Source organism: Pseudonocardia sp. WMMC193 (assembly GCF_021728735.1).
GTDB classification, from domain to species: domain Bacteria; phylum Actinomycetota; class Actinomycetes; order Mycobacteriales; family Pseudonocardiaceae; genus Pseudonocardia; species Pseudonocardia oroxyli.
In genome coordinates this window covers 2,234,044-2,259,079 of record NZ_JAKKDO010000003.1, presented here as the reverse complement: position 1 = coordinate 2,259,079, position 25,036 = coordinate 2,234,044, and the positions used below count along the sequence as shown (strand labels likewise).

21 protein-coding genes are annotated in these 25,036 nt (G+C 73.1%); 16 read left to right on the top strand and 5 right to left on the bottom strand.

The features are described 5' to 3' along the window. The 8 genes from L3X23_RS12155 to L3X23_RS12120 all read left to right on the top strand — a co-directional run bounded on the left by L3X23_RS12155 (window position 1) and on the right by L3X23_RS12120 (window position 8,733). Entirely contained in the window at window positions 1–207 is a 207-nt protein-coding gene (locus L3X23_RS12155) for a ferredoxin (RefSeq protein ID WP_237192330.1), read from the top strand. Between the two features lie 63 nt (window positions 208–270). Then, window positions 271–1,239, top strand: coding sequence for a 2Fe-2S iron-sulfur cluster-binding protein (locus L3X23_RS12150; RefSeq protein ID WP_374204834.1), 969 nt, complete (start codon window positions 271–273; stop codon window positions 1,237–1,239). A gap of 106 nt (window positions 1,240–1,345) precedes the next feature. Beyond that, window positions 1,346–2,542, top strand: a complete 1,197-nt coding sequence (locus L3X23_RS12145; RefSeq protein WP_237192329.1) for an aromatic ring-hydroxylating dioxygenase subunit alpha — start codon at window positions 1,346–1,348, stop codon at window positions 2,540–2,542. After that, entirely contained in the window at window positions 2,539–3,519 is a 981-nt protein-coding gene (locus L3X23_RS12140) for a GNAT family N-acetyltransferase (RefSeq protein ID WP_237192328.1), read from the top strand. Before L3X23_RS12145 ends, L3X23_RS12140 begins: the two co-directional genes overlap by 4 nt. Window positions 3,520–3,544: 25 nt before the next feature. Continuing rightward, the gene (locus L3X23_RS12135; RefSeq protein WP_237192327.1) at window positions 3,545–4,279 is read left to right on the top strand and encodes a Zn-ribbon domain-containing OB-fold protein; all 735 of its coding nucleotides are present in this window, start codon (window positions 3,545–3,547) and stop codon (window positions 4,277–4,279) included. Further along, a complete protein-coding gene (locus tag L3X23_RS12130; protein ID WP_237192326.1) occupies window positions 4,276–5,454 on the top strand; it encodes a transporter in 1,179 nt (392 codons plus the stop codon). The genes L3X23_RS12135 and L3X23_RS12130 overlap by 4 nt, the downstream gene beginning before the upstream one ends. A gap of 47 nt (window positions 5,455–5,501) precedes the next feature. Next, on the top strand, window positions 5,502–7,019 hold the full coding sequence (locus L3X23_RS12125; protein ID WP_237192325.1) for a class I adenylate-forming enzyme family protein: 1,518 nt from the start codon (window positions 5,502–5,504) through the stop codon (window positions 7,017–7,019). Between the two features lie 172 nt (window positions 7,020–7,191). Further along, entirely contained in the window at window positions 7,192–8,733 is a 1,542-nt protein-coding gene (locus L3X23_RS12120) for an aldehyde dehydrogenase family protein (protein ID WP_237192324.1), read from the top strand. Between the two features lie 38 nt (window positions 8,734–8,771). On the opposite strand, the gene L3X23_RS12115 is transcribed toward L3X23_RS12120, so the two are convergent. Further along, window positions 8,772–9,677 (bottom strand): TIGR03621 family F420-dependent LLM class oxidoreductase, encoded by a 906-nt coding sequence (locus L3X23_RS12115; RefSeq protein ID WP_237192323.1) that lies wholly within the window; start codon window positions 9,675–9,677, stop codon window positions 8,772–8,774. A 17-nt stretch (window positions 9,678–9,694) separates the two neighbouring features. Further along, the gene (locus L3X23_RS12110; protein ID WP_237192322.1) at window positions 9,695–10,375 is read right to left on the bottom strand and encodes a TetR family transcriptional regulator; all 681 of its coding nucleotides are present in this window, start codon (window positions 10,373–10,375) and stop codon (window positions 9,695–9,697) included. 96 nt (window positions 10,376–10,471) lie between these two features. Between L3X23_RS12110 and L3X23_RS12105 the strand changes: the two genes are divergently transcribed. After that, the gene (locus tag L3X23_RS12105; RefSeq protein WP_237192321.1) at window positions 10,472–11,644 is read left to right on the top strand and encodes a CaiB/BaiF CoA-transferase family protein; all 1,173 of its coding nucleotides are present in this window, start codon (window positions 10,472–10,474) and stop codon (window positions 11,642–11,644) included. Window positions 11,645–11,717: 73 nt separating this feature from the next. Next, on the top strand, window positions 11,718–12,863 hold the full coding sequence (locus tag L3X23_RS12100; protein WP_237192320.1) for an SRPBCC family protein: 1,146 nt from the start codon (window positions 11,718–11,720) through the stop codon (window positions 12,861–12,863). Here the strand turns inward: L3X23_RS12100 and L3X23_RS12095 are convergent. Together L3X23_RS12095 and L3X23_RS12090 are read right to left on the bottom strand one after the other, a co-directional pair. Then, the gene (locus tag L3X23_RS12095; protein ID WP_237192319.1) at window positions 12,860–13,435 is read right to left on the bottom strand and encodes a TetR/AcrR family transcriptional regulator; all 576 of its coding nucleotides are present in this window, start codon (window positions 13,433–13,435) and stop codon (window positions 12,860–12,862) included. The genes L3X23_RS12100 and L3X23_RS12095 overlap by 4 nt on opposite strands. Before the next feature lie 23 nt (window positions 13,436–13,458). Next, window positions 13,459–14,487 (bottom strand): LLM class F420-dependent oxidoreductase, encoded by a 1,029-nt coding sequence (locus tag L3X23_RS12090; RefSeq protein ID WP_237192318.1) that lies wholly within the window; start codon window positions 14,485–14,487, stop codon window positions 13,459–13,461. Window positions 14,488–14,610: 123 nt separating this feature from the next. On the opposite strand from L3X23_RS12090, the gene L3X23_RS12085 reads away from it, so the two are divergent. Next, window positions 14,611–15,330, top strand: coding sequence for an enoyl-CoA hydratase/isomerase family protein (locus L3X23_RS12085; RefSeq protein ID WP_237192317.1), 720 nt, complete (start codon window positions 14,611–14,613; stop codon window positions 15,328–15,330). A 40-nt stretch (window positions 15,331–15,370) separates the two neighbouring features. Here the strand turns inward: L3X23_RS12085 and L3X23_RS12080 are convergent, their stop codons facing one another. Then, window positions 15,371–17,593, bottom strand: a complete 2,223-nt coding sequence (locus L3X23_RS12080; protein ID WP_237192316.1) for a molybdopterin-dependent oxidoreductase — start codon at window positions 17,591–17,593, stop codon at window positions 15,371–15,373. A gap of 286 nt (window positions 17,594–17,879) precedes the next feature. Here L3X23_RS12080 and L3X23_RS12075 point away from each other — a divergent pair, with 286 nt between their 5' ends. Genes L3X23_RS12075 through L3X23_RS12055 form a run of 5 tightly spaced genes read left to right on the top strand, consistent with a single transcriptional unit; the run spans window position 17,880 to window position 25,028 of the window. Then, complete coding sequence (locus tag L3X23_RS12075) at window positions 17,880–19,214, top strand: lysine N(6)-hydroxylase/L-ornithine N(5)-oxygenase family protein (protein ID WP_237192315.1); 1,335 nt, start codon at window positions 17,880–17,882, stop codon at window positions 19,212–19,214. 57 nt (window positions 19,215–19,271) lie between these two features. After that, complete coding sequence (locus L3X23_RS12070) at window positions 19,272–19,490, top strand: MbtH family protein (protein WP_237192314.1); 219 nt, start codon at window positions 19,272–19,274, stop codon at window positions 19,488–19,490. Next, window positions 19,490–19,909, top strand: a complete 420-nt coding sequence (gene panD / locus L3X23_RS12065; protein ID WP_237192313.1) for an aspartate 1-decarboxylase — start codon at window positions 19,490–19,492, stop codon at window positions 19,907–19,909. Before L3X23_RS12070 ends, panD begins: the two co-directional genes overlap by 1 nt. Continuing rightward, window positions 19,906–23,391, top strand: coding sequence for an amino acid adenylation domain-containing protein (locus L3X23_RS12060; protein WP_237192312.1), 3,486 nt, complete (start codon window positions 19,906–19,908; stop codon window positions 23,389–23,391). Before panD ends, L3X23_RS12060 begins: the two co-directional genes overlap by 4 nt. After that, window positions 23,388–25,028 (top strand): (2,3-dihydroxybenzoyl)adenylate synthase, encoded by a 1,641-nt coding sequence (locus L3X23_RS12055; protein WP_237192311.1) that lies wholly within the window; start codon window positions 23,388–23,390, stop codon window positions 25,026–25,028. The genes L3X23_RS12060 and L3X23_RS12055 overlap by 4 nt, the downstream gene beginning before the upstream one ends. The last annotated feature ends 8 nt before the right edge of the window (window positions 25,029–25,036 follow it).

Here is a 25,036-nt window from a genome sequence, read left to right as displayed (position 1 = left end):
GTGGCCGGACCGCATCTGACCGTGGACCGGCGCGCCTGCGCCGGTCACGGGTTGTGTTACGGCGCGGCCCCGGAGATCGTCGACTGCGACGACCAGGGCGACCCGGTCATCCTCGCCGACCCGGTGCCGTCGGATCGGGTCGACCAGGCCAAGCACCTCGTGGAGATCTGCCCGGAGCGGGCGCTGGCCATCGAGGGCGGCGTCTGACCGGGTGTGAGCAGTGATCGGACCGCCCCCGTCGGGTGCGGTCCGATCACGGGAAGGGAAGCCGTGAGCAGGGCGAGTGGCGGAGTCGAGCACGAGATGGACCTGGAGGTGGCCGGGCGCGATGCGGTCGCCGACGGCGTCGTCCGGCTGACCCTGCGGTCGGCGGCGGGGGAGGACCTGCCGGAGTGGGAACCGGGGGCGCACCTGGACCTGCACCTGGGGCCCGACCTCGTGCGGCAGTACTCGCTGTGCGGCGACCGCCAGGACCGGACCTGTTATCAGGTCGCGGTGCTGCGCGAGCCGCGCAGCCGCGGGGGCTCCTCCCACGTGCACGACGCCCTCGAGGTGGGCCGGGCGGTCCGGGCCAAGGGGCCGCGCAACCACTTCGCCCTCGACGAGGCCCCCGCCTACCGCTTCGTCGCAGGCGGGATCGGCATCACGCCGATCATCCCGATGGTCGCGGCGGCCGAGAAGGCGGGCGCGGAGTGGACGCTCACCTACGGCGGCCGCACGCGCGCGTCCATGGCCTTCACCGCCGAGCTGACCGAGCGCTACGGCGACCGGGTCACCCTGGCGCCCCAGGACGAGGTCGGGCTGCTCGACCTCGACGCGCTGCTCGGCGCCCCCCGGGAGGACACGCTCGTCTACTGCTGTGGGCCGGAGGCCCTGCTCGAGGCGGTCGAAGCACGGTGCGCCGCCTGGCCGACCGGGTCTCTGCGCCTCGAGCGGTTCGCGCCCAGGGAGCTTCCGGCGACCGCCGAGGACGGGTCGTTCCAGGTCGAGCTCGCCCGGTCGGGGGTCACCGTCACGGTCGCGCCCGGGGTCAGCATCGTGGACGCCGCGGCCGAGGCCGGTGTGACCATCGAGACCTCGTGCCGGGAGGGCACCTGCGGGACCTGCGAGACGAGCGTCCTGGGTGGGGTCCCCGAGCACCGGGACTCGCTGCTGACGGCCGAGGAGCAGGCGGAGAACGACGTGATGTTCCCGTGCGTCTCGCGGGCGAGCTCGCCGACGCTCACGCTCGACGCGTAGGGGCCCGGTCGCGACCGTCCCGTGGTAATCTAAAGGCTGTAGGATTAATCCCGAACGAGTGTGCGAGCCGACGCGCGAGGGCGCGGCGGAGCACGAGGAGGCGGCGATGACCACCCAGGAGACCTCGCCTGATGCCGGGGGCACCAACCTCGCCTACCGCAACGACCGCATCCGCCGGGCGCTGGATCACATCCGCAACGACTCCACGGACGAGTTCGACGGCGTCAACGGGTTCACCGCCCAGGAGTTCACCGACCCGGACATCGCCCGTGGCGAGCGGGACCTGGTGTTCGGCAGGGTGCCCTCGATCGTCTGTCACGGCAGCGAAATCCCGAAGCCGAACGACTTCATGACGCTGCAGCTGCCGCGCAACAACGTGATCGTCGTGCGGCAGCGGGACGGCTCGGTGAAGACCTTCGTCAACCTGTGCCGACACCGCGGCGCCATGCTGGAGGAGCAGGAGAAGGGCCGCTGCAGGCTGTTCTCCTGCGGCTACCACCGGTGGTCCTACGACACCGACGGGACGCTGCGCGCGATCACCCGCGACAACACCTTCGGGGAGATCGACCGCACGAGGTTCGGCCTGATCGAGCTCCCGACCGAGGAGCGCCACGGGTTCGTCTGGGTCGTCGACGAGGCGGACGCGGAGATCGACGTCGCCGCGTGGCTCGGCACGGAGATGGACGACATCCTCGCCGGCTACGGCATGGAGAAGCTGGTCTCGGCGCAGGCCGAGGGCTTCGACGAGCCGGTGAACTGGAAGATCATGCAGGACGCGTTCCTGGACGGCTACCACATCCAGTACGCGCACCCGAACACCGCGGCGAAGCACATCCACACCAACGTGATGGCCGTGGAGGACTTCGGCCGCCACGCCCGCTTCATCGCACCGCGCAAGACGATCGACAAGTACCTCGAGGAGCCCCCGGCGGCGGACGAGGACCTGTCCAAGCACGTCACCGAGACGCACTTCCTGCTGCCCAACAGCACGCTCCTGCGGCAGCCGGACCACTTCGAGCTGCTCACCTTCCGGCCCCACCCGACCGACCCCGGGCGCTGCCGCATGGAGATGCGCCTCGTGGTGCCGACGGTCGAGGACTCCGGCTGGGAGGAGGAGCGCTGGAACCGGATCTGGGAGAAGAACTGGAAGATCCTCCTCGCCGTGCTGCACCAGGAGGACTTCCCGCTGCTGCGCAGCTCGCAGGTCGGCATGGCCAGTGCGAACGCGGGCGGGATGCTGCTGGGCCGCAACGAGGTCGTGAACCAGATCTTCCACCGCGAGCTGAAGAAGCTGGTCCAGTGATCGACTTCGACTGGGTCCCGCCGGGGGAGGACCTCCCGTCGGACGTGGAGGCCGAACTGCGGGAGATGCTGCGGGACGCCGCCGAGGCGGACGCGGAGGCCGGCTTCCCTCAGCTCTCGCTCGACGACGACACCGAGCCCGGCACCACCCGGCTGCTCGTCTGGCTGCTGCCGGACGACCGGTCGGGACGCACGGTGCCGCTCGCCCCGAGCCTGGCGGGCTACCTGCGGATCGAGCCGCTGTCCGGCGAGGACGCGGGCACGGCCGAGGTCTCCCACGTCGTGCGGCCCGAGTACCGCTCGCGTGGGATCACCACGCTCCTGCTCGAGAAGATCGGGCTGGAGCTGGGCTCCGACGAGGGCTGGTGCGGCACCGGGGCGACGGCCCTGCGCGTGTGGGCGCGCGGCAACCATCCGGCCGCGCTGCGCATGTCCTTGCGCTTCCGCCGCTACGGCATCACGACCGCGGCGCGCCGCTGGCAGCTGGTGCTCCCGCTGCGGGTCGGTCGGGAGATCGATCCCGGCGCCGAGCCCCGCACGATCGCGGTGCGGGAGGCGCAGGGCGCGGCGGAGCGCAGGGCGGCCGCGGACCTGTGGACCGCGAGCGGGCGCCGCCACCGGCCCCCCGCGGACGCCACCCTGCTGGTGAGCGGCCCCGAGGCGGCGCTGGACGGCGCCGTCTGGATCGACCCGGACTCCGGCGAGCCGACCGAGTGGGGGGCCGCGGGCAGGCTGGTCGCCCTGGTGACCGGGAACGCCGACCGCGACCACGAGGAGGACCCGCTCGTGCGGGCCCTGCTGGTCGCCGGGCTCGAACGGCTGCGGGACGCGGGCGTCCGCGCCGGGATGATCACGATGGACGCCCGGGACCGGCCGCTGGTCCACGAGGCCCGCAGCCTCGGCCTGATGCACGACCAGACGGACGTGCTGTACACGGTGCGCAACCGCGCCACCGAGCCGTTGCCCGCCGTTCGATGAGTCGCGAGTGCGCAAGGAGGCGCTGGTGAGAGAGTTCCCCGGGGTACCCGCGGACCTGGCCGAGATCGTCGAGAAGCACGGGCAGGCGGTCGCCGCAGGCGACAACGCCACCGTCCTGAACGACTTCCGGCAGGACCGGGTGGGTCAGCTGCTGGGATCGGCGCGCCCGCCGGAGGGTCTGCACTCGGCCGAGCTGCTGGGCATCGAGCCGGGGCCGGGTGAGCTGTACGAGGCGCACATCCGCTACACCGGGACGGGTGGGGAGGCGGTCTTCCGCTCGCGCTGGATCTTCGTCGACGGCGCGTGGCGGGTCACCCAGGTCCGCAACGTTCCGGACACCCCTCCGCAGACGTCCGCGGCCCACCCGTCCGACGACGGGGTCGACGCCCCGCACTGGGAGGGTCTGCGCCGCGGCGAGCTGCGCATCCAGCACTGTCCGCGGTGCGGCCGCTGGACCTGGTCGCCGCGGCCGATCTGTCCGGGCTGCCACTCGACGGAGCTCGAGTGGCCCGTCGTCGAGCCGACCGGGCGGATCTACTCCTGGACCCGGACCTGGCAGCCGTTCTCGCCCGAGGTCACCGGGCACCTGCCCTACGTCGTGGTGAACGTCGAGCTGCCCGCCGCGGGGAACCGCCGCATCCTGGGCGTCCTGCAGGACGGCGACGGAGCAGACGTCCGGATCGGCGCCGAGGTCAAGGGCGAGATCGAGCAGCCCGCCGACCCCGACAAGTACCCCGTCCTGCGTTGGAGGCTCGCATGACCACCCGTGACCGCGCCTTCCGCGCCGCGACGGCCGTCGTCGGCGTCGCCAACACGCCGTTCCACAAGCGGGGCACCGCCACCCAGAGCTCCGCCCGGCTGACCCTGGAGGCCATCCTCGCGGCCGCCACCGACGCCGGGATCGACGCGCACGAGATCGACGGGTTCGCCTCCTACGCCAACGACGACAACGAGGGCCTGGCGATCGGTGCGGCCCTCGGCGTGCACGAGATCCGCTGGTCGTCGATGGTCTGGGGCGGGGGAGGGGGCGGTGTCGCCGCGGCGGTGAACGCCGCGTCCGCCGCCGTCGCCACCGGGCAGGCGGACATGGTCTGCGTGTACCGCGGCATCTCCGAGGCGGACGCGGGCAGGCAGAGCTACAGCAAGGGCCACATGGGTCCGCTGCTCGCCGGGCACGGGATGTTCGCCCCCGCCCAGGTCTGCGCGATGCGGACCCAGCGGTTGATCGAGGTCGACGGCGTGCCCGCCTCGGCCCTGGAGGCGCTCGTCGCCGCCGCCTACCACCACGCCCAGAACAACCCGGACGCCGTGGCGTACGGCAAGCCGCTGGACCCGCAGGTCTACGCGGACTCCCGGATGATCTCCGAGCCGCTCCGGCTGTACGACTGCTCGCGGGAGAACGACGCCGCGGGCGCGGTCCTGGTGACCACGGCGGAGCGGGCCCGCGAGCTGCGCCAGAAGCCGGCCTACGTCCTGTCGGGCGTGCAGGGCGGCGGCCCCGACTGGTCGGAGTCGGTCGAGAACGACCTGGCCTACACGAGCGCGGGCTTCCACCCGGCCATGGTCCGGAGGCTGTGGGAGGGCGCGGGCGTCAAGCCCGGCGAGGTCGACGTGGTGCAGGTCTACGAGAACTTCTCCGGGCCGGCCGTCGCGTCGCTGATCGACCTCGGGCTGGTGCCGTCGGGCCCCGAGGCGGGCCGGGTCATGCGGTTCGAGAACCTCATCGCGCCCACGGGCTCGCTGCCGATCAACACGGCGGGCGGCAACATCGCCGAGGGCTTCGTGCACGGGTTCGGGCTGATCGTCGAGGCGGTGCGCCAGATCCGCGGCACCTCGCCGAACCAGGTGCCCGACGCCGCGCTGTCCCTCCTGCTCGGGGGCCCGATGGCCCCGCTCGTCAGCGCCACCTTGTTCGGCGCCGACTCCGTCCTGTAGCAACACTCATCCCGGACAAACGCAACGCTGCGTGAGAGGACCTCACCATGGCCACATCGGTCGGTTCCGCCCTCCACTGGTGGGCGCGCACGAAGGGCGACCAGGCCGCGCTGGTCTTCGGTGCGGACACCGTGGACTACCGCACCCTGCGGGACTGGTCCGGCGCCGTCGCGCGCAGGCTCCACGAGCGGGGTGTCGCCGAGGGGGACCGCGTCGGTCTGCTCGGCGGGAACACGCCGGAATGGGCTGCCGTCGCGCTCGGCGTGCTCAAGGCGGGCGCCGTCCTGGTCCCGCTGAACCCGCGCCTGGTCGGCCCGGAGCTGCACAAGCTGCTGTCGGACTCCGGCGCGAAGCTGGTCCTCGCCGACCCGCAGTTCGACCCCGCGATCGCCCAGGCCCGCGAGCTGGGGAGCATCGTCGACACCGTCCCGCTGCCCGAGCTCGCGGCGCTGCGCGGCGGCGGAGCCGAGGTCTTCCGCATCGACCGGGAGCCCCACGAGCCGGTCGCCCTCCTGTTCACCAGCGGCTCGACGGGCCTGTCCAAGGGCGTCGTCTGCACCAACCGGACGTTGCTGGACATCGTGTTCGAGGCGTCGCTGTGCGAGGAGGGCCTGCGTCCCGGCGGCAGCAGCCTGCTGCTCCTCCCGCTCTGCTTCACCCCCGGCCTGGTCTGGGGCCTGGTCATGCAGGTCGTGCTGGGCGGCACCCTGGTCGTCGAGGCGCAGCTGGACCCGTCCCGGGCGGTGCGCGCGCTCGACGAGCACAAGATCGAGACGATCTTCGGCGTCCCGCTGATCTACGAGGTCATGGCGAAGGCCCCGGAGTTCGCCGGGGCGGACCTGTCGAACCTCAAGACGGCGGTCGTCGGCGGCGCCGCGGTGTCGGTGCCCCTGCTCGAGGCGTGGGGGTCCAAGGGCGTCAAGCTCCGGCAGATCTACGGCATGACCGAGGCGGGCGGGGTGGCGACCGCGACCTGGCCGTCGGAGGCCGAGACCCACCCGGACTCCTGCGGCGTCGGGTCGGCGTTCACCGAGCTCAAGGTCGTGCGGCCGGACGGCAGCGAGTGCGACCCGGGCGAGCCGGGTGAGATCCTGCTGCGCGGCCCGGGCGTCTCGCCGGGCTACTGGCAGGATCCCGAGACGACCGCGCAGGCCTTCCGGGACGGCTGGCTGCACAGCGGTGACCTGGGTGTCTGCGACGCCGAGGGCAGGCTGTCGTTCGTCGACCGGATGAAGGACCTGATCATCTCCGGGGGGATCAACCTCTCGCCGGTGGAGATCGAGGCCGTGATCAGCCGGATACCCGGCGTCCGGGAGGTCTCGGTCATCGCGGCGAAGGACGACCGCTTCGGCGAGACCCCGGCCGCGATCGTGACGGCGGACGAGGGTGTCACGGTCGAGGCGATCGTGGAGTACTGCGGACGCGAGATGGCGGACTACAAGGTGCCGCGCTACGTGGTGCTCCGGTCCTCGGAGCTGCCCCGCCTGCCCAGCGGCAAGATCAGCAAGCGGGCGATCCGGGACGAGTACACGGACGTCGCGGACCGCTTCGAGAAGGTCCGCTGACGCCGGCCCGACACCCCTGACCCCGTCCCACGAACGGCACCTCCGGGAAGCTCCGCTCCCGGACGGTGCCGTTCGTGCGTTCACCCGGCGTTACAGATTGACGAATCACGTCATTTGTTACTAGTCTTCCGACACCGCGTGGCACCGACGTCGCGCGCGTGGGGGAGGCGAGATGAGCACCGCGACCGACCAGCCGTCCGCGCAGCACACGGACCCCGGTCCCGAGCTGCGGATCCACTGCCCCGCCGACGGGCGCCTGGTCGGGATCGTCCCGGACCAGGGCGCGTCCGAGGTCGCGGCCGCCGCGGCCGCGCTGCGCGCGGCACAGCCCGCCTGGGAGGCGCTCGGCCCTCGGGGGCGTCGCCGCCACCTGCGGAACTGGCTGAACTGGCTGCTGGACAACGAGCGCCGCATCCTGGAGCTCTGCCAGGCCGAGGCGGGCAAGTCCTGGTCGGACGCCGCGATCGAGATGACCGTGGCCATCGACGTCATCAACTACTTCACGGCGAACGCCGAGCGCTTCCTCGCCGACCGGCACGTCAAGCCCGCGGGCATCGCCAACAAGGCCCGGACACTGCGGGTGCAGGCCCGCCCCTACCCGCTGGTCGGCCTGATCACGCCCTGGAACGGTCCGCTCGGCGGCCCGATGATGGACGTCGTCGGGGCGCTCGTGGCCGGTGCGGCGGTGCTCAGCAAGCCGTCCGAGGTCGTGCCGCTGACGTGGGCCGAGGCGGTCGAGGGCTGGCGGGAGATCGGCGCGCCGCCGGTGCTGGAGTGCATCACCGGTGGAGGTGCGGCCGGCGCGGCCGTGGTCGAGCAGGTCGACATGGTCATGTTCACCGGGTCGGTCGCGACGGGCCGGAGGATCGCGGCACGCTGCGGCGAGCGGCTGATCCCGTGCAGCCTGGAGCTGGGCGGCAAGGACGCGATGGTCGTGCTGTCCGACGCGGACGTGGAGCGCGCCGCGGGCGGTGCCGTCTGGGGCGGGATGATGAACGCGGGCCAGGCCTGCGTCTCCGTCGAGCGGGTGTACGTCGAGGCCCCGGTGTACGACGAGTTCGTCGCGTCGGTGGTCGCGAAGGTCGAGGCGATGCGCCAGGGCATGGACGCCCCCGGCAGCTTCGCCACCGAGATCGGCGCGATGATCACCCCGAGCCAGACCGAGATCGTCGAGCGGCACGTGGCCGACGCGGTGGCCAAGGGCGCGCGCGTGCTGACCGGCGGGAAGGCGAGCGGCCCCTACTTCGAGCCCACGGTGCTGGTCGACGTCGACCACTCGATGGCCTGCATGCGCGAGGAGACCTTCGGCCCCACGCTGCCGATCATGAAGGTGGCGGACGAGGACGAGGCCGTGCGCCTCGCGAACGACTCGGACTTCGGTCTCTCGTCGAGCATCTGGTCGAAGGACCGCCGCCGCGCCGACCGGCTGTCCCGCCGGATCGAGGCGGGCTCGGTCTCGCTGAACAACGCCGTCATCGCCACGTTCCAGACGCCGGTCCCGATGGGCGGGTGGAAGCAGTCCGGCCTGGGCAGCCGCTTCGGCGGCGCGAACGGCGTGCTCAAGTACTGCAGGCTGCAGACGGTGGTCGCCGAACGGCTGGCGCTCAAGGCGGAGCCGAACTGGTTCCCGGTGGTGCCGAAGAAGAGCGAGCTGATGGGGCGGGTCGTGCGGTTCCTGGGGGCGCACGACTGGAGGCGACGGCTCGGCCGCTGACCGCGCTCGCGGTCGCCACCTGCCGGTGTCACCGCGGGCTACGTCCCGGCGAGCTCGGCCACGACCGGCGCGATCCGCTCCAGCATCGGTTCGGGGACCGACACGTAGCTGATCCCCGTCTCCTCCCGCCGGGCCCGCAGGGTGTCCGCGATCTCGGCGGTCGAGCCGACCAGGACCGAGGGCAGCGCGTGCACCTCCTCCGGCGGCACCCCGAACGTCGCGGCGGTGCGCTCGAGGCGGGCGGTGTCGTCCGCATCGATCACCGCGGTGATCGTGACCTGCAGCTCGACCGGCCGCTCGGCCGCCGCCCGCACCCGGCTCGCCTTCTCCGCCACCAGCTCCCGGGTGGTCGTGCGGGCCGCGGCCCGGCCGATCCGGCCGGTCCGCATGTCCGGTGCGATCCCGACGATGTCCGCGTGTCGTGCCGCGAGGGCGAGCACCCGCGCTCCGCCGCCGCCGATCAGGACGGGCGGCGGCGCGTCCGTCGCGGTGCCCTCCGGCAGGTCGGTCAGGACGTAGTGCTCGCCGTCGTGGTGCGTGGATCCCGCCCAGCAGGCCCGGATCAGCTCCAGCGACTCCGCGAGGCGATCGACGCGCTCGGGCGCCGCGCGCCAGGTACCGCCGAGCATCGTGTGGTCAGCGGCGAGCCAGCCCGCCCCGATGCCGAGCTCGAACCGGCCGCCGGTCTCGCGGGCGAGCCAGGCCCCGTCCCGGGCGACGACGGCGGGGTGCGCGGCCTCGTTGTCCAGCACCAGGGTCCCGACCCGCAGCCCCGTGGTGGCACCCGCCGCCATGGCCAGCGCGACCAGCGGGGGCACGGAGGCGAGGCTGAAGTGTTGGGGCACCTGGAGGGTCGAGAAGCCGAGATCCTCCACCCGACGGGCGAGGGGGAGCCACGGACCGTCGGCGCCGGTGCTGGTCAGTCCGAACTGAAAGGGGTGCACCCGCCCACCTTACGGCTTTAGATAACCTCGATCTCCCCGACGGTGGCGGCCGGGACCAGCGCCGGCGGAGGCGTGGTCGCCGACACCTGGGGGGCCGCGCCGCGCAGGAACGCGCGGATCGACTCGGCGAACACCTGGTCCGACGTAAGGCCGCTCTCCCGCACCGCCTCGGCGAGGGTCGGCTCCCGCTCCGGGTCCACGTGGGCGAAGACCGCGTTCGCGTCCTCGGGGTCCCGGGCCGCCTCGGTGATCGAGGCGCCCAGGGTCAGCTTGTCCATGCCGTCGAGGATCAGCACCTGCTGGGCGGGTGGGATGCCGAGGTCGCGCAGGATCCGCGCGCTGTTGTCGTAGGTCTGGATGAGCACGTCCCGCGGCATGAACTGCAGCAGGACCGGGGCGGCGTTGCGGTGGCGCAGCACGGCCGCGCGGAAGTTCAGGCTCAGGGCCACGAACCAGTCGATCCACGTCGGGGTGGTCTCCGGGTCCGGCAGTCGGGTCTCCAGCACGATCAGCCTGGCGATGCCGCGGAGGATCTCCGCCTTGTCGGCGAAGTGGTGGTAGAGCGACGGCGCGCGCACGTTCAGCTCACGGGCGAGTCGGGGCAGGCTGAACGCGTCGAGGCCCTCGGTGTCGATGATCCGCAGGGACGTCTCGATCACTGCGTCGTGTCGGATCAGCGGCTTCGCCGGGCGTGGCATGCGGTCATTATCCGCCGGAGCTCGGCGGTCCCGTCGCAGGGTGTGGGCCGAGATGAGACGCTTGACAGTATGTGTCTCACGTGTCACGGTGGCGGGGTGAGCGGGTACTCGTTGTTGAGTGGCGTCCGGGTCCTCGAGGTCGCGCAGCTGGCGCCGTCGTCGGTGGGCGGGCACCTCGCCGACCTGGGCGCAGACGTGATCAAGGTCGAGACGCCGGGGCGGGGTGAGGGTGTGCGGTCCACCGGCGCCCGCGCCGTCGACGGTCCGGACGGGCCGGGCTTCCTGCACCTGCGCTGGAACCGCGGCAAACGCAGCATCGAGCTCGACCTGCGGTCGGATGCGGGTCGGGCCGCCTTCCTGCGACTCGCCGCCGAGGCGGACGCCGTCGTCGAGGGCACCCGGCACGGCCACCTCGAACGCCTGGGACTGGGGTTCGACGCGCTGTGCCGGGTCCGCCCGCAGACCGTGCTGTGCGAGGTCTCCGGCACCGGTGCCGACGGGCCGTACCGCGACCTGGCGACCGGTGGCCTGTGGTTCGACGCGTACGCGGGGCTGCGGACCGTGGACACGCAGAACCCCTCCCCACCCGGTGTGATGGGCGGGTCGGGGGAGGCCCCACAGGCGATGTACGCGATCGGGGCCTACGGCGCCCTGGCGGTCCTCGCGGGCGTGCTCAAGGCCCGCGGCACCGGCGAACCCGTCCGGGTGCAGGTCAGCAGCGTGGACGTGGCGACCGCCTGGATGCCGGACCGGATCGACGCGGCGCTGAACGCCGACCGCACCGTGCCGCGACCCGGCTGGACCCCGGACGGCCGCCTGCCGGACTGGCCGCTGCTCGACGCGTACGCCACGAAGGACGGCGGTGCGATGGTCTTCGGCTCGCACACCGCCAAGTTCTGGCAGCACTTCTGCACCGCGGTGGACCGGCCCGATCTCCTGGAGATCGACCTCGCCACGGTGGACGAGGGCGGCGACGAGCGGGCCCTGCACGTCTGGCGCGAGCTCGACGCGCTCTTCCGCACCCGGACCCGCGCCGAGTGGACCGACCTGTTCCTGGCCCACGACATCGCGGGCGGGCCGGTCAACACGGTCGCCGACCTGCTCGAGGACCCGCACTTCCGCGCGCGCGCCACCACCTACGAGGTCGACGGGCTGCGGTTCGCCGCGAGCCCCGTCCGCGTGGTCGGGGAGGACTTCGCCCCCGCCCTCGCCCCCGGCCTGGGTGAGCACACCGAGGAGGTGCTCGGTTGTCCGTCTCCGGACTCCTGAGCGAGCCGGGGACACCGTTGCCCGGGGTGCCGTCGCACGCGGTGCCCCTCACCACCACCTGGGGGACGACCTCATGACCCTGCTGAACAGCGACGTCGCCGACCTGCTCGTCCGGCATCTGCGGGCGGGCACCACGGAGATGTCCCCGACCGACCTCCGGGTCCCGATCTCCCACTTCGTCAGCGAGGAGCGGGCGGCGAAGGAGCGGGAGCTGCTGACCCGGCTGCCGGTGATCATCGGCCACGGTTCGGAGATCGCCGAGCGCGGGTCCTTCCTGACCCGCGAGATCCTGGGGATCCCGCTGATCGTCGTCCGCAGGTCCGACGGCACCGTCCAGGGCTACCTCAACATCTGTCGCCACCGCGGCGGGCGGGTCGAGGAGGCGCCGTGCGGCACGAAGCGTGTGTTCACCTGCCACTACCACGGCTGGAGCTACGGCCGCGAGGACGGCACCCTGCGCGGCGTCCCGTACGACGACTTCTACACCCACGTGGAGAAGGACCGCCACGGCCTGCACACGGTCCGGATCGCCGAACGGCACGGCTTCCTGTTCGCCGACCTGTCCGGGACCGCGGACTGGGACATCGACGACTGGCTCGGGCCGGAGGTCGACGCGCAGCTCGCCCCGTTCGGACTCGACGGCGCCGAGATCTTCCTCGACAAGACCTTCACCTTGGACATCAACTGGAAGATCGTGCTCGACGGCGCGATCGACGTCCTGCACCCGAAGTTCCTGCACCCCACCGGTGTGGGGAAGCTGATCGAGACCAACACCAGCGTGTGGCGGCGGTACGGGCGACACGGCCAGTCGTTCAGCCCGCGCACCCGCATGGGCGACAGGGCCCGCGCGGGCGAGGAGGTCGACGCGAGCTTCCGCTACATGGGCAGCAACCTGATGCTCTACCCGAACTCGATGGTCATCTCCACCCCGGACCACGTCGAGTTCTGGACGGTCTGGCCGGACCCGGAGACCGCAGGCCGCTCCACGACCCGGATCCGCTTCCTCGTGCGGCCGGAGAAGCGCACCGAGCACGTCGAGGGCCGGATCCGGCGCAGCTGGGAGATCCTGGAGGAGGCCGCGTCGAAGGAGGACTGGCCGATGGAGGTCACCATCCAGCAGAACGCGAAGGCCCGCCCCGAGGGGACGTTCCTCTACGGCCGCAACGAGCAGTCCTGCCAGCACCTGCACCGCGAGCTGGCCGCCGACCTCGGAGACTAGGCGACCAGGGCCGGGACCACGAACTCGGCGACCATCCGGCGGACCCTCGCGAGGGAGTCCGCCGAGTCGTCGAGCTGGGTGATGAACATGATCTCGAGGTGGGAGAACCAGGCGCACAGTGCCTCGAGGTCGATCCCCGACCGCAGCTCGCCGGACTCCTGTGCCGCCACGAGGATCGGCTCCCAGAACTGGCGGGTGAGCTCGGTCGCGAGGCCCGTCGTGCTGAGCAGCGAGGTGGCCAACGCCATCTGCTCGGGCGAGACGAGGGTGTGGACCAGCGGATCCCGGTGGCCCACCGTGACGTTGAGGACCATCCCCTCCACGACGCGGTCGGCGAGCGTGGGGAGCTCGAGCAGCCGGGGCCGGGTGCGGGTCATGTTCTGCGTGGCCCGGCGCCGGACCAGCGCCGTCAGCAGCGCCTCGCGGTCGGCGAAGGTCCGGTAGAGGGTGGCGCGGGAGATGCCCGCCGCGGACGCCACGTCCTCCATCGTGGTCTTGGCGATCCCGAACCGCGCGTAGCAGGCGTCCGCCGCGTCCAGGATCCGCTCGACGGCGGGGGAGCGGGCGGCCATGCCGGCAGCATACGACCGGCCGATCACCGCCCGACCGCGCGGGCGAGGGCCTGCAGCTCGCTCGGGCCGCCGGACGCGATCAGTGTGTCGACGACCGTGTCCTCCCACCGCGTGAACTCCTCCCGGATCTTGCCCGCGGGCCCCACTAGCGCGACGTCCTCGACGAGCGCGGTGGGCACGGCCGCCACCGCCTCCTCCCGCCGCCCGTCGAGGTACAGCTCCTGGATCCGGGCGCAGGCGTCCGCGTAGCCCAGGCGCACGAACACCTGGTTGTGGAAGTTGGCCTCCTTGGCGCCCATCCCTCCGATGTAGAGCGCCAGCTTCGGCCGGACGCGATCGGCGGCGCGCTCGACGTCGTCGTCCACGACCACGGGGACGGTCGCGGAGATCCGGAAGTCCGCACGCGTGCGGCGGGCGCCCGGCCGGGCGAAGCCCTCGGCGAGCGCCTCGCGGTAGAACGCGTCCGCCTTCGGGGAGAAGAACAGCGGCAGCCAGCCGTCCGCGATCTCCGCGGCCAGCGCCACGTTCTTCGGGCCCTCCGCGGCGAGGTGGATCGGGATGTCCGCGCGGAGCGGGTGCACGGTGGACTTGAGCGGCTTGCCCAGACCGGCCCCGCCCGGGTACGGCAGCGTGTAGAACTCCCCGTCGTAGGTCACGGGCTCCTCGCGCGCCCAGACCTTCCGCACGATGTCGACGTACTCGCGGGTGCGCGCGAGCGGGCGCGGATAGGCGGTGCCGTACCAGCCCTCCACGACCTGGGGACCCGAGGCGCCCAGGCCCAGCACGAAGCGCCCACCCGAGAGGTGGTCGAGGGTCAGCGCGGCCATCGCGGCGGCGGTGGGTGTGCGCGCGGCCATCTGCAGGATGTTGGTGCCCAGCAAGACCCGCTCGGTGGCCGAGCCCCACCAGGCCAGCGGGGTCAGGCAGTCCGAGCCGTAGGCCTCGGCGGTCCAGACGGACTCGAAGCCCAGTCGCTCGGCCGCCGTCACCGCGTCCGCGGCCTGCGGGGGCGGCCCGGCCGACCAATACCCGACATGCAGACCCAGCTCCATGGAAGCCCCCTTCGTCGGGAATGAGACGGTATACGTACTTCGTATCACGTGTCAGTATCGGCCGGACAGCCCCGCCGTCGAGGAACAGTGTGTCCTCCGTGCTCCCCGGAAGGAAGGAGCCCCATGGGCACCGTCACCACCAGCACACCACGTCCCGGTGTCCGCCGGCTCACCCTGAACCGGCCGGACGCACTCAACTCCATGACGGCCGAGCTGATCGAGGAGCTGCGCACCGGGCTCCGGGCGATCCGCGAGGACTCCGACGTGCGGGCCGTGGTGCTGACCGGCGCGGGCCGCGCGTTCTGCGCCGGGATCGAGCTGCGCGGCTACGGCGAGCCGCCGCTGACCCCCGCCGGGGGAGAGGGCCGGTCGCAGACCGGGCTGCGGGTGCAGCAACACATCTCCAGCCTCGGTGAGGAGTTCCGCCGGGTCCGCGCGCCGATCGTCGCGGCGGCGAACGGCGGTTCGTCGCCGGGATCGGGCTCGGCACCACGATCGGCGGCTTCCTGTGTGGTCAGGTCGCCGCGGTGCTGGTCCCCGCCTTCGGCTGGCGGTCGGTCTTCCTGGTCGGCGTGGTCCTCCCGCTGGTCCTCGTGCCGGTCGCGGTCAAGGCCCTGCCGGAGTCGCTGGTCTACCTGGCCGTCCGCGGTCGGGTCGACCAGGTGCGGCTCGCTGATCGCCCCGCTCGTCGGTGGTCTGCTGTTCACCCGGGGCGTTCCGGGGGAGGTCATCTTCCGCCTGGTCGCCGTACCGGCGATCCTGGGCGCGGTCACCGTCGCGATCCTGGTGGCGCGGATCCACCGCGCCCGCCGCGCGGCGACGACGGACCCCGTCGCCGCCTGAGCCGGGCGGAACCTCCTCGACCGGCGCCACCCGGTCCGGCTCAGCCTCCGCTGAGCCGGACCGGGATGGCGTTCATCTGGACGGTGCCCGAGAGCGGGTCCAGGACGCTGCCGTCGGTGAGGGTGTTGCTGTTGACGCCCGGTTTCCGCCTGGCGACCCGCAGCGTCGCGTGCGGGTCGTCGTGGCCCCACCCGTGCCCGAGGGACACCACCCCGGCGGCCACCTGGTCGGTGACCGTCACGGGGACCCGGATCTCGCCCGCGGCCGAGGTGACGACGGCGGTGTCCCCGTCCGTCAGGGCGTGGGCCCGGGCGTCGGCGGGGGAGACGTAGAGGGTGGAGCGGTCCCTGCCCTTCGCGAGCGGGGACACGTTGTGCAGCCAGGAGTTCTTCGACCGGGCGTCCCGGCGGCCGATCAGGAGCATCGTGCCGGGTTCGGGCCGCGGCGGCTCGACCTGCGCCAACGCTTCGAGGACCAGCGCCGGGGCCAGCTCGACGGTGCCCGACGGCGTCCGGATCACCTCGTCGAGTCGCGGCCGCAGCGGGCCGAGGTCGATCCCGTGGGGGGCCTCGAGCAGGCGGGCCAGGGTGAGCCCGCCGGGGTTCTCGCCGAACAGGTCGCCGTAGGGACCGGAGCGGATCCGCAGGTCCAGCAGGCGGCGCACCCCGCGCCCCGACATCTCGATCTCCTCGGGATCGCGGCCCAGGTTGCGGGCGACGGAGCGGCGCAGGCTCGCCGCCATGTCGTCCTCGATCTCGGCGGGGGTGGCCCCGGAGCCCTCGTAGATCGCGATGAGCCGCAGCAGGATCTCCCACTCGCTGAGCATGCCCTCGGGCAGCGGGCGGGCGGGCACCGAGAACCGGGCGAAGTTGCGCTGGGCGTACTGGTAGAGGACGAGGTCGAAGTGGTCGCGGGTCAGCGCTCCCGGCGGCGGGAGCACGACGTCGGCGTACCGGGTCGTCTCGTTGAGGTACGGGTCGACGCAGACCATGGCCTCGACCGCGTCGAGGGCCCGCTGCATCTGCGCGGAGTCCGGGGCCGAGCGGGCGAGGTTGCCCGCGTAGACCACGAGGCCGCGGACCCGGCCGGGGCCCGGTGTCAGGATCTCCTCGGCGAGGGCGGCGACCGGCAGCTCGCCGACCACCTCCGGGTGGCCGCTGACCCGGGTGCGGTAGCGCCCGACGGTGAACGGCCGCGCGGGCGTCGTGGCCCTGCGGGTGGTGGGCCCGCCGGTCACGGGGCGGGTGAACAACAGGCCCCCGGGGCGGTCGACGTGTCCGCACAGGAGGTTGACCGCCTGCAGCGCCCAGCAGGTCAGCGTGCCGTACCGGTTCAGCGTGGTGCCGAGCCTGCCGTAGACCGCGGCCTTGTCCGCCGTGGCGAGCTCACGGGCGAGCGCGGTGATCCGGTCGGCTCCGATGCCGCAGACCTCGGCCACCCGGGTGGGGGGATGGTCGGCGACGGCGACGCGCAGCTCGTCGAGCCCGCTGATCCGGCCCGCGGCGGCGCGGGGGCGCACCAGGTCCTCCGCGAGGAGCACGTTCAGGATCCCCAGGAACAGGAAGAGGTCGGTGCCCGGGCGGACCTGGAGGTGCTCGTCGGCCGCCTTCGCCGTGGCGGTCCGTGCCGGGTCGACCACGACGAGCCTGCCGCCGCGGGCGTGCAGGGCGGCGAGCTTGGCGCGGTAGTTCGGCGCGGCGCCGACGCTGCCGTTCGAGACCAGTGGGTTGCCGCCGACGACGACCAGCAGCTCGACCGTGTCGAGGTCCGGGACCGGGATGCTGCTCGGGTCCCCGAACAGCATCGACGCGGTGACGTTCTGCGGGAGCTGGTCCATGGTCGCGGGCGAGTAGTTCTGGATGGTGCCCAGTGCGCGGGCGAGCCTGCCCGCCAGCAGGGAGAACGCGACGTTGTGGCCGGTCGGGTTGCCGGTGTAGGCGGCGACGGCGTTGCGGTCCTCGGCGAGGATCGGGCCGAGCAGGCGCTCGACCTCGGCGAACGCCTCCTCCCAGGTCGTCTCGACCAGCACCCCGTCCCGCCGGACGAGCGGTCGGGTCAGCCGGTCCGGGTCGTCGTCCACGGCACCCAGCGACGCCCCCTTGGGGCACAGGTAGCCCTTGCTGTAGACGTCCGCGTCGTCGCCACGGACGGAGACGACCCGGTGGTCGGCGTCCAGGGTGACCGACAACCCGCACATGGCCTCGCACAGCGGGCAGCCGCGCGGGACGGTGCGCAGGGACGTGGTCGTCGCAGTGCTCGGCATCGGGCCCTCCGTCTTTATCTACAGACGATAGTTTCGGGCCGCGCGCCGGGTCAACCGTCCGGTCTCGGGCCGGGTGCGGGTCGACTCGCAGTCCGGAGTGGCGGCGTGGACGGAGTCCGACGGCGGTGACGTGTCGCACGCCTCACTCGTTCGGACCCCCGCTCCGCGTCGGAGCGTGGCCGATGTCGCCCGCGGAGGGCCCGCTTGGCCCTCATACTCTGCCAAAGGGTTAGGTTAGCCTTCGCTCGTCAAAAGCGTGACGGACTAACCGCTGTCAGGAGTGTGCATGGTCTCCGGCCAAGCCGAAGGATCGGTGTTCGACGTGGTGGGAGTGGGGTTCGGTCCCTCCAACCTGGCCATCGCGATCGCGCTGCGAGAGTGGAACCAGCGACAGGGTGCGCCCGGGTTGACGGCGCGATTCCTCGAGCGGCAGCCGCGGTTCGGCTGGCACCGCGGGATGCTCCTCGAGGACGCGACCATGCAGGTCTCCTTTCTCAAGGACCTCGCCACCCTGCGGAACCCGACCAGCGACTTCAGTTTCCTGGCCTACCTCGCCAGTCGCGGTCGGCTGGTCGACTTCATCAACTACGGCACCGCGTTCCCCACCCGGATCGAGTTCCACGACTATCTCGAGTGGGCCGCGGACCGGGTCGCGGACGACGTCGACTACGGAGTCGAGGTCGTCGAGGTCAGTCGGGGCCCGTCGGCCTGGTCGCACGGCCCGGCGGAGTATCTCGACGTGGTCGCCGCGCACGCGGACGGGCGGGTGGAGCGACTGCGGGCGCGGAACGTCGTCCTCGCGACCGGTCTCCGACCGCACCTTCCCGAGGGCGCCCGACTCGGTGACCGGGTGTGGCACAACCGCGAGCTCGTCCAGCGGGTCGACGGCCTCCGCTCGGCCGATCCGGAACGGTTCGTCGTGGTGGGGGCGGGGCAGAGTGCCGCCGAGACGGCGGAGTACCTGCACCGCAGCTTCCCGTCCGCCCAGGTCTGCGCGGTGTTCGCGCGCTACGGGTACAGCCCGGCCGACGACAGTCCCTTCGCCAACCGGGTGTTCGACCCCAAGGGTGTCGACGACTTCTTCGCCGCCGAGGAGGACGCCAAGCGGCTGATCCTGGACTACCACGCGAACACGAACTACTCCGTCGTCGACCCGGATCTGATCGAGCGGCTGTATCGGTCCCACTACCACGAGAAGATCGCCGGGACCGAACGGCTCCGGTTCCTCAACCTCTCGCGGGTCCGGGACGTGCGAGACGGGCCCGACGGCGTCGAGGTCGCCGTCGAGTCGTTGGTGGACGGTGCTCGGGAGACCCTCTCCGCCGACGCGCTGGTCTACGCCACCGGCTATCGCTCCACCGATCCCGCCGCCCTGCTCGGCGACCTCGCGGGCGACTGTGTCCGGGACGGGAGCGGACGGCTGGCCATCCGGCGCGACTACAGCGTCGAGACCACCGCGCAGGTCGAGGCCGGTCTGTTCGTGCTGGGGGCGACCGAGCACACCCACGGGATCTCGTCGACCCTGCTGTCGAACGTCGCGATCCGCGCGGGCGAGATCGTCGACGCCGTGGCCGACTCGGCCCGGAGGTCCGCGCGGAAGCCGACCGCCGCGGCGAGCTGACGCCGCACCCGCCCACTCCCACCACCTCGAGGTCCCTACCGAAAGGAAGCTGTACGCATGTCGACGAACCCCTTCGACGACGAGAACGGGGAGTTCTACGCCCTGGTGAACGAGGAGGGCCAGTACTCGCTGTGGCCGACGTTCGCCGCGGTGCCCGCGGGGTGGGAGATCGCCTGCGGCCCGGACTCCCGGCAGGCGTGCCTGGACCACGTGGAGCAGAACTGGACCGACCTGCGACCGAAGAGCCTCGTCGCGGCGATGGAGCAGGGCGCCTGATGTATCGCACGCTGCTCAGCGGCAAGATCCACCGCGCCACCGTGACGCAGGCGGACCTGCACTACGTCGGCTCGATCACCATCGACGCCGCCCTCATGGAGGCGGCCGACCTCGTCGAGGGCGAGCAGGTGCAGGTCGTCGACATCGAGAACGGCGCCCGACTGGTGACCTACGCCATCACCGGCGAACGGGACAGTGGGGTGATCGGGATCAACGGCGCGGCCGCCCACCTGGTGCACCCGGGCGACCTCGTGATCATCATGTCGTTCCGCCAGGTGCCCGCCGCCGACCCGACCTCGCTCGTCCCGCGGGTGGTGCACGTCGACGCCGACAACCGGATCGTCGCGCTCGGTGCGGACCCCGCCCAGCCCGTCCCCGGCGCCCCCGAGGCGCTGGTCTCCGGACGGACGGCCCGGTGAGCGAGACGGTGGAGCTCGACGGCGCCGCGCTGCGCGTCCTGCTGGCCGAGCTGTTGGAGGAGGAACCCGCGGACATCGCCGACGACGCGAACCTCTTCGAGCTGGGACTGGAGTCCATCACGCTGATGCGGCTGGTGAGCCGCTGGCGCGGGGAGGGCCGCCACGTCGGGTTCGCGGCCCTGGCCGAGAACCCGACCGTCGAGGCGTGGACGCGCCTGCTCGCCGGGGAGCCGGTGGCCCGGGCCGACGAGCCTGCGGCGGGATCCGCGCCGGGATCCGCGGCGGGATCCGCGGCGGACGCGGGCGAGGAGTTCGACCTGGCGCTGCTCCAGCACGCCTACTGGGTCGGGCGGGACGCGGGACAGCAGCTCGGCGGGGTGGCGCCGCACCTCTACCTCGAGTTCGACGGCCCCGGGATCGACCCCGACCGGCTGCGCGCGGCCTTCGACGGGCTCGTCCGCAGGCACCCCATGCTGCGCGTCCGGATCGGGGACGACGGCAGGCAGCGCATCGCCCGGCCGTCGTCCTGGCAGGCCCTGCGCGTGCACGACCTCCGCGAGGCGGAACCCGAGGACGCGGCCCGCGAGCTCGACCGGATCCGGGACGAGACGTCCCACGAGCTGCTGGACATCGAAGGGGGCGAGGTGTTCCGGGCCGCCGTCAGCCTGCTGCCCCCCGGCCTGCCCGGCGGGCCCCGCGCGCGGCTGCACCTCGACGTGGACATGGTGGCCGCGGACGCGGTGAGCTACCGCGCGATGCTGGCGGACCTGGCCGCGCTCTACGCCGACCCCGACGCCACGCTGCCCGCGCTGCGCTACACCTACCGGGAGTACCTGCACGCCCGGCCGGAGGCACGGGCGGCGGCGAAGGCGGAGGCGGCGCGGTACTGGGCCGACCGGCTGGCCACGCTGCCCGGGCCCCCGGAGCTCCCGCGTGCCGTCGATCCCGGCGACCGGGCGCGGGCGCGGCGGCTGGCATTCCACCTGGACACCGCCGAGTGGGCCGCGGTCGCCGCCGCCGCGCGCCGGCGCGGGGTCACCCCCGCGGTCGCCGTCGCCACCGTGTTCGCCGAGGTGGTGGGCGCGTGGAGCGCCGATCCCCGGTTCGTCCTCAACGTGCCGATGTTCGACCGCGAGCAGGTCCACCCGGACATCGACCGGGTCGTCGGGGACTTCACCAGCTCCGTGCTGCTGGAGGTCGACCTGACCGAGCCGCGGACGCTGCACGAGCGGGCGCAGGCGGTGCAGCGGCGGTTGCACGCGGACGCCTCGCACAAGGACCACTCCGGGCTGGAGGTGCTCCGCGATCTCGGCCGCCGCAACGGCGAGCAGCTGATCGCGCCGGTGGTCTTCACCAGCGGGATCGACCTGGGGGAGCTCTTCGACCCGGGGGTGCGCGCCCACTTCGGCGACCCGGTGTGGATCATCTCGCAGGGCCCGCAGGTCGTGCTGGACGCCCAGGTCAGCGAGCTGGACGGCGGCCTGTTGGTGAACTGGGACATCCGGGAGAACGAGTTCGCGGCGGGGGTGCCCGCGGCGATGTTCGCCGCGTTCGAGGGGCTGGTCCGCGGACTCGCCCGGGACCAGAGCTGGACGGAGCCCGTCGGTGACCTCCGGCCCGCCGACCAGCGCGCGGCGCGGGAGGCCGCGAACGACACCGCGACCCCCGGCAGCGGTGCCCTGCTCCACGAGCGGTTCTTCGCCCACGCCGCCGAGCGCGCGGACCGACCGGCCGTGTGCTGGGCGGACGGCCACACGATGGGGCACGGGGAGCTCGCGGACCGGGCGCTGCGCGTCGCCGCGGGGTTGCACGCCCGCGGGGTCCGTCCGGGCGACCCGGTCGCCGTGACCCTGCCGCGCGGCCCCGAGCAGGTCGTCGCCGTGCTGGGCGTCCTCGCCGCGGGCGGCGCCTACGTGCCGGTCGGGATCGAGCAGCCCGCGGCGCGCGCCGAACGCATCGCCTCGGTCTCCGGCCATGCGGTGGTCGTCGGGGCCGGCGTGCCGCTGAGCGAGCTGGAACGGGCGGACCCGCTGCCCGCACCGGTGCCCGTCGACGCCGAACAGCCCGCCTACCTGCTGTTCACCTCGGGATCGACCGGCGAGCCCAAGGGCGTCGAGGTCCCGCACCGGGCCGCGGTGACCACCCTGGACGATCTCACCGGGCGGTTCCGGCTGGGACCGGAGGACCGCACGCTCGCCGTGTCGGCGCTCGACTTCGACCTCTCGGTCTTCGACGTCTTCGCGATGCTGGACGTCGGCGGCGCCGTCGTGACGCTGACCGAGGGCAGGCAGCGGGAGGCCGAACACTGGGCCGAGCTGGTCCGGACCCACCGGGTGACCGTGCTGAACTGCGTCCCGGCCCTGCTCGACGCACTGCTGGCGACGGGTGCGGACCTGGGCGACTCGCTGCGGCAGGTCCTGCTGGGCGGTGACCGGGTGGGCGTCGACCTGCCCGGCCGGCTGCGGGCACGGGTGCCGGGATGCGGGTTCGCGGGGCTGGGCGGCACGACCGAGACGGCCATCCACTCCACCGTCTGCGTGGTGGACGAGATCGACCCGTCGTGGCAGTCGGTGCCCTACGGCACGCCGCTGGACGACGTCGTGCTGCGCGTCGTCGACCCGCGCGGGCGGGACACGCCGGACTGGGTGCCGGGCGAGCTGTGGATCGGGGGCGGCGGGGTCGCCGCCGGGTACCGCGGCGACCCCGAGCGCACCCGGGACCGTTTCGTGACGCGGGCGGGCACCCGCTGGTACCGGACCGGGGACACGGCGCGGTACCGGCCCGGTGGCACCGTCGAGTTCCTCGGCCGCCGGGACAACCAGGTCAAGGTCAACGGCTTTCGCATCGAGCTCGGCGAGGTCGAGGCCGCGACCCTGCAGGTTCCGGGTGTGCGGTCCGCGCTCGCCGTGGTGGTCGGCGGGGCCGCCCCGTCGCTCGCCGTCGCCGTGGTGGCGGACGGGCCGGTCGGCGACGGGTCCGCGCTGCTGGCCGAGCTCGGCACCCGGCTGCCCCCGCACATGATGCCGCGCACGGTCCTCGCGCTGGACGCGATGCCGCTGACCCCCAACGGGAAGCTCGACCGTGCCGCGGTCCGGTCGAGGGTCGCGGCCGCGAGCGGGGACCAGGCGCCGGTGGCGCCGCGCACGGCCCTGGAGACGGTGATCGCGCACGTCTGGCAGTCGGTGCTGGAACAGGACGCCATCGGTGTCACCCACTCGCTGTTCGCGGTGGGCGGCGACTCCGTGCTGGCGACCTTGATCGTGTCGAGGCTGCGGGAGACCCTCGACACCCGGGAGGTCTCGGTGCGGATGCTGTTCGGCGCCCCGACGATCGCGGGTCTCGCCGCCGCGATGCTCGCGGCCTCGACCGAACCGGACCGGCTGCGGGAGGTGGCCGAGATCGTGCTCGAGGTCGAGGCGATGTCCGAGGAGGAGGCGGCGGACGCGGTCCGCGCGCTGGCCCACGCCGAGGGGGACCGGTGACCGATCCGGGGTTCACCCCCTGGCCCGCCGAGTTCGTCGAGCGCTACGTCGAGGCGGGGTACTGGGGGTCGGAGACGCTGGGCGGGCTGCTGCGCGGGTGGGCGGCCCGTTCGCCGGGGGACGTCGCGCTCGTGTGCGGACCGCGCCGCCTCACCTACGCCGAGCTCGACGCCGCCGCGGACGCGATGGCCGCCGGGTTCGGGGCCCGCGGGTTCGGACCGGGCGACCACGTCGTCGTGCAGCTGCCGAACGTGGCCGAGTTCGTCGTGGCGCTGTTCGCACTGCTGCGGCTCGGCGCGATCCCCGTCCTGACCATGCCCGCCCACCGCCGCGCGGAGATCGTGCACGTCGCGCAGGTCAGCGAGGCGGTGGCCTGTCTCGTGCCGGACCGGCACGAGGGGTTCGACCACGTGGCGCTGGCCGAGCAGGTGCGCCGCGAGGTGCCGTCCGTGCGATCGGTGTTCGTGCGCGGCGAACCGGGGGCGTCCGTGTCGTCCGTGTCGTTCGGGGGGTTCGAGGACCTGGCGGACGTCCCGGTGCCGGGCGCCCGGGTGGACGACGCCGCCTCCGCCGAGGACGTCGCGCTGCTCCTGATGTCCGGGGGGACCACGGGCAGGCCGAAGCTGATCCCGCGCACCCACCGCGACTACGCCTACAACCTGCGGGCGGCGGCACAGGTGTGCGGGCTGACCGAGCGGGACGTCTACCTCGCGGTGCTGCCGATCGGGCACAACCTGCCGTTGGCCTGCCCCGGGGTGCTGGGCACCCTGTCGGCGGGCGGCACGGCGGTGCTCGCCCCGGCGCCCAGCCCGGACGTCGCCTTCGGACTGGTCGAACGCGAGCGGGTCACCGTGTCCTCCGTGGTCCCGCCGCTCGCGCGGCTGTGGGTCGAGGCGGCCCCGCAGGACGGGCGTGACCTCTCGAGTCTCGACCGGCTCATGGTCGGCGGCGCCCGGCTGGACGTCGGGACGGCCGACCGCGTCCAGGAGGTGTTGGGCGTGCGGCTGATCCAGTCGCTGGGCATGGCCGAGGGCCTGCTGACCCAGACCCGGCCCGAGGACCCGCCCGAGATCGTCCGGTCCACCCAGGGCCGCCCGATGTCCCCGGCCGACGAGATCCGGGTCCTCGACGAGGCGGGTCGCCCGGTCCCGGCGGGCGAGGTCGGCGAGCTGTGGACGCGCGGGCCCTACACGCTGCGCGGCTACTACCGCGCGGCCGAGTACAACCGGCTGGCGTTCGACGACGAGGGCTTCTACCGCACCGGTGACCTGGTCCGGGTCCTGCCGGGAGGCCACGTCGTCGTGGCGGGCCGGGTCAAGGAGGTCATCAACCGCGGCGGCGAGAACGTGTCGGCGACCGAGCTCGAGGAGGAGCTGCTCGGGCACCCGGCCGTCGCGGCGGCCGCGGTCTTCCCGCTGCTCGACGACGACCTCGGCGAGACCGTCTGCGCCGCCGTCGTGCTCCGCCCGGCCACCCCGCGACCGCCGAAGCTCAAGGAGCTCAAGGCCTACCTCCGCGAGCGCGGGCTCGCCCGCTTCAAACACCCCGACCGCCTGCTGCTCGTCGACACGCTCCCGCTCACCGGGGTGGGGAAGGTCGACAAGAAGGCGCTCGCCCAGTCGGCCGCGCGCGTCTGACGCGCCGC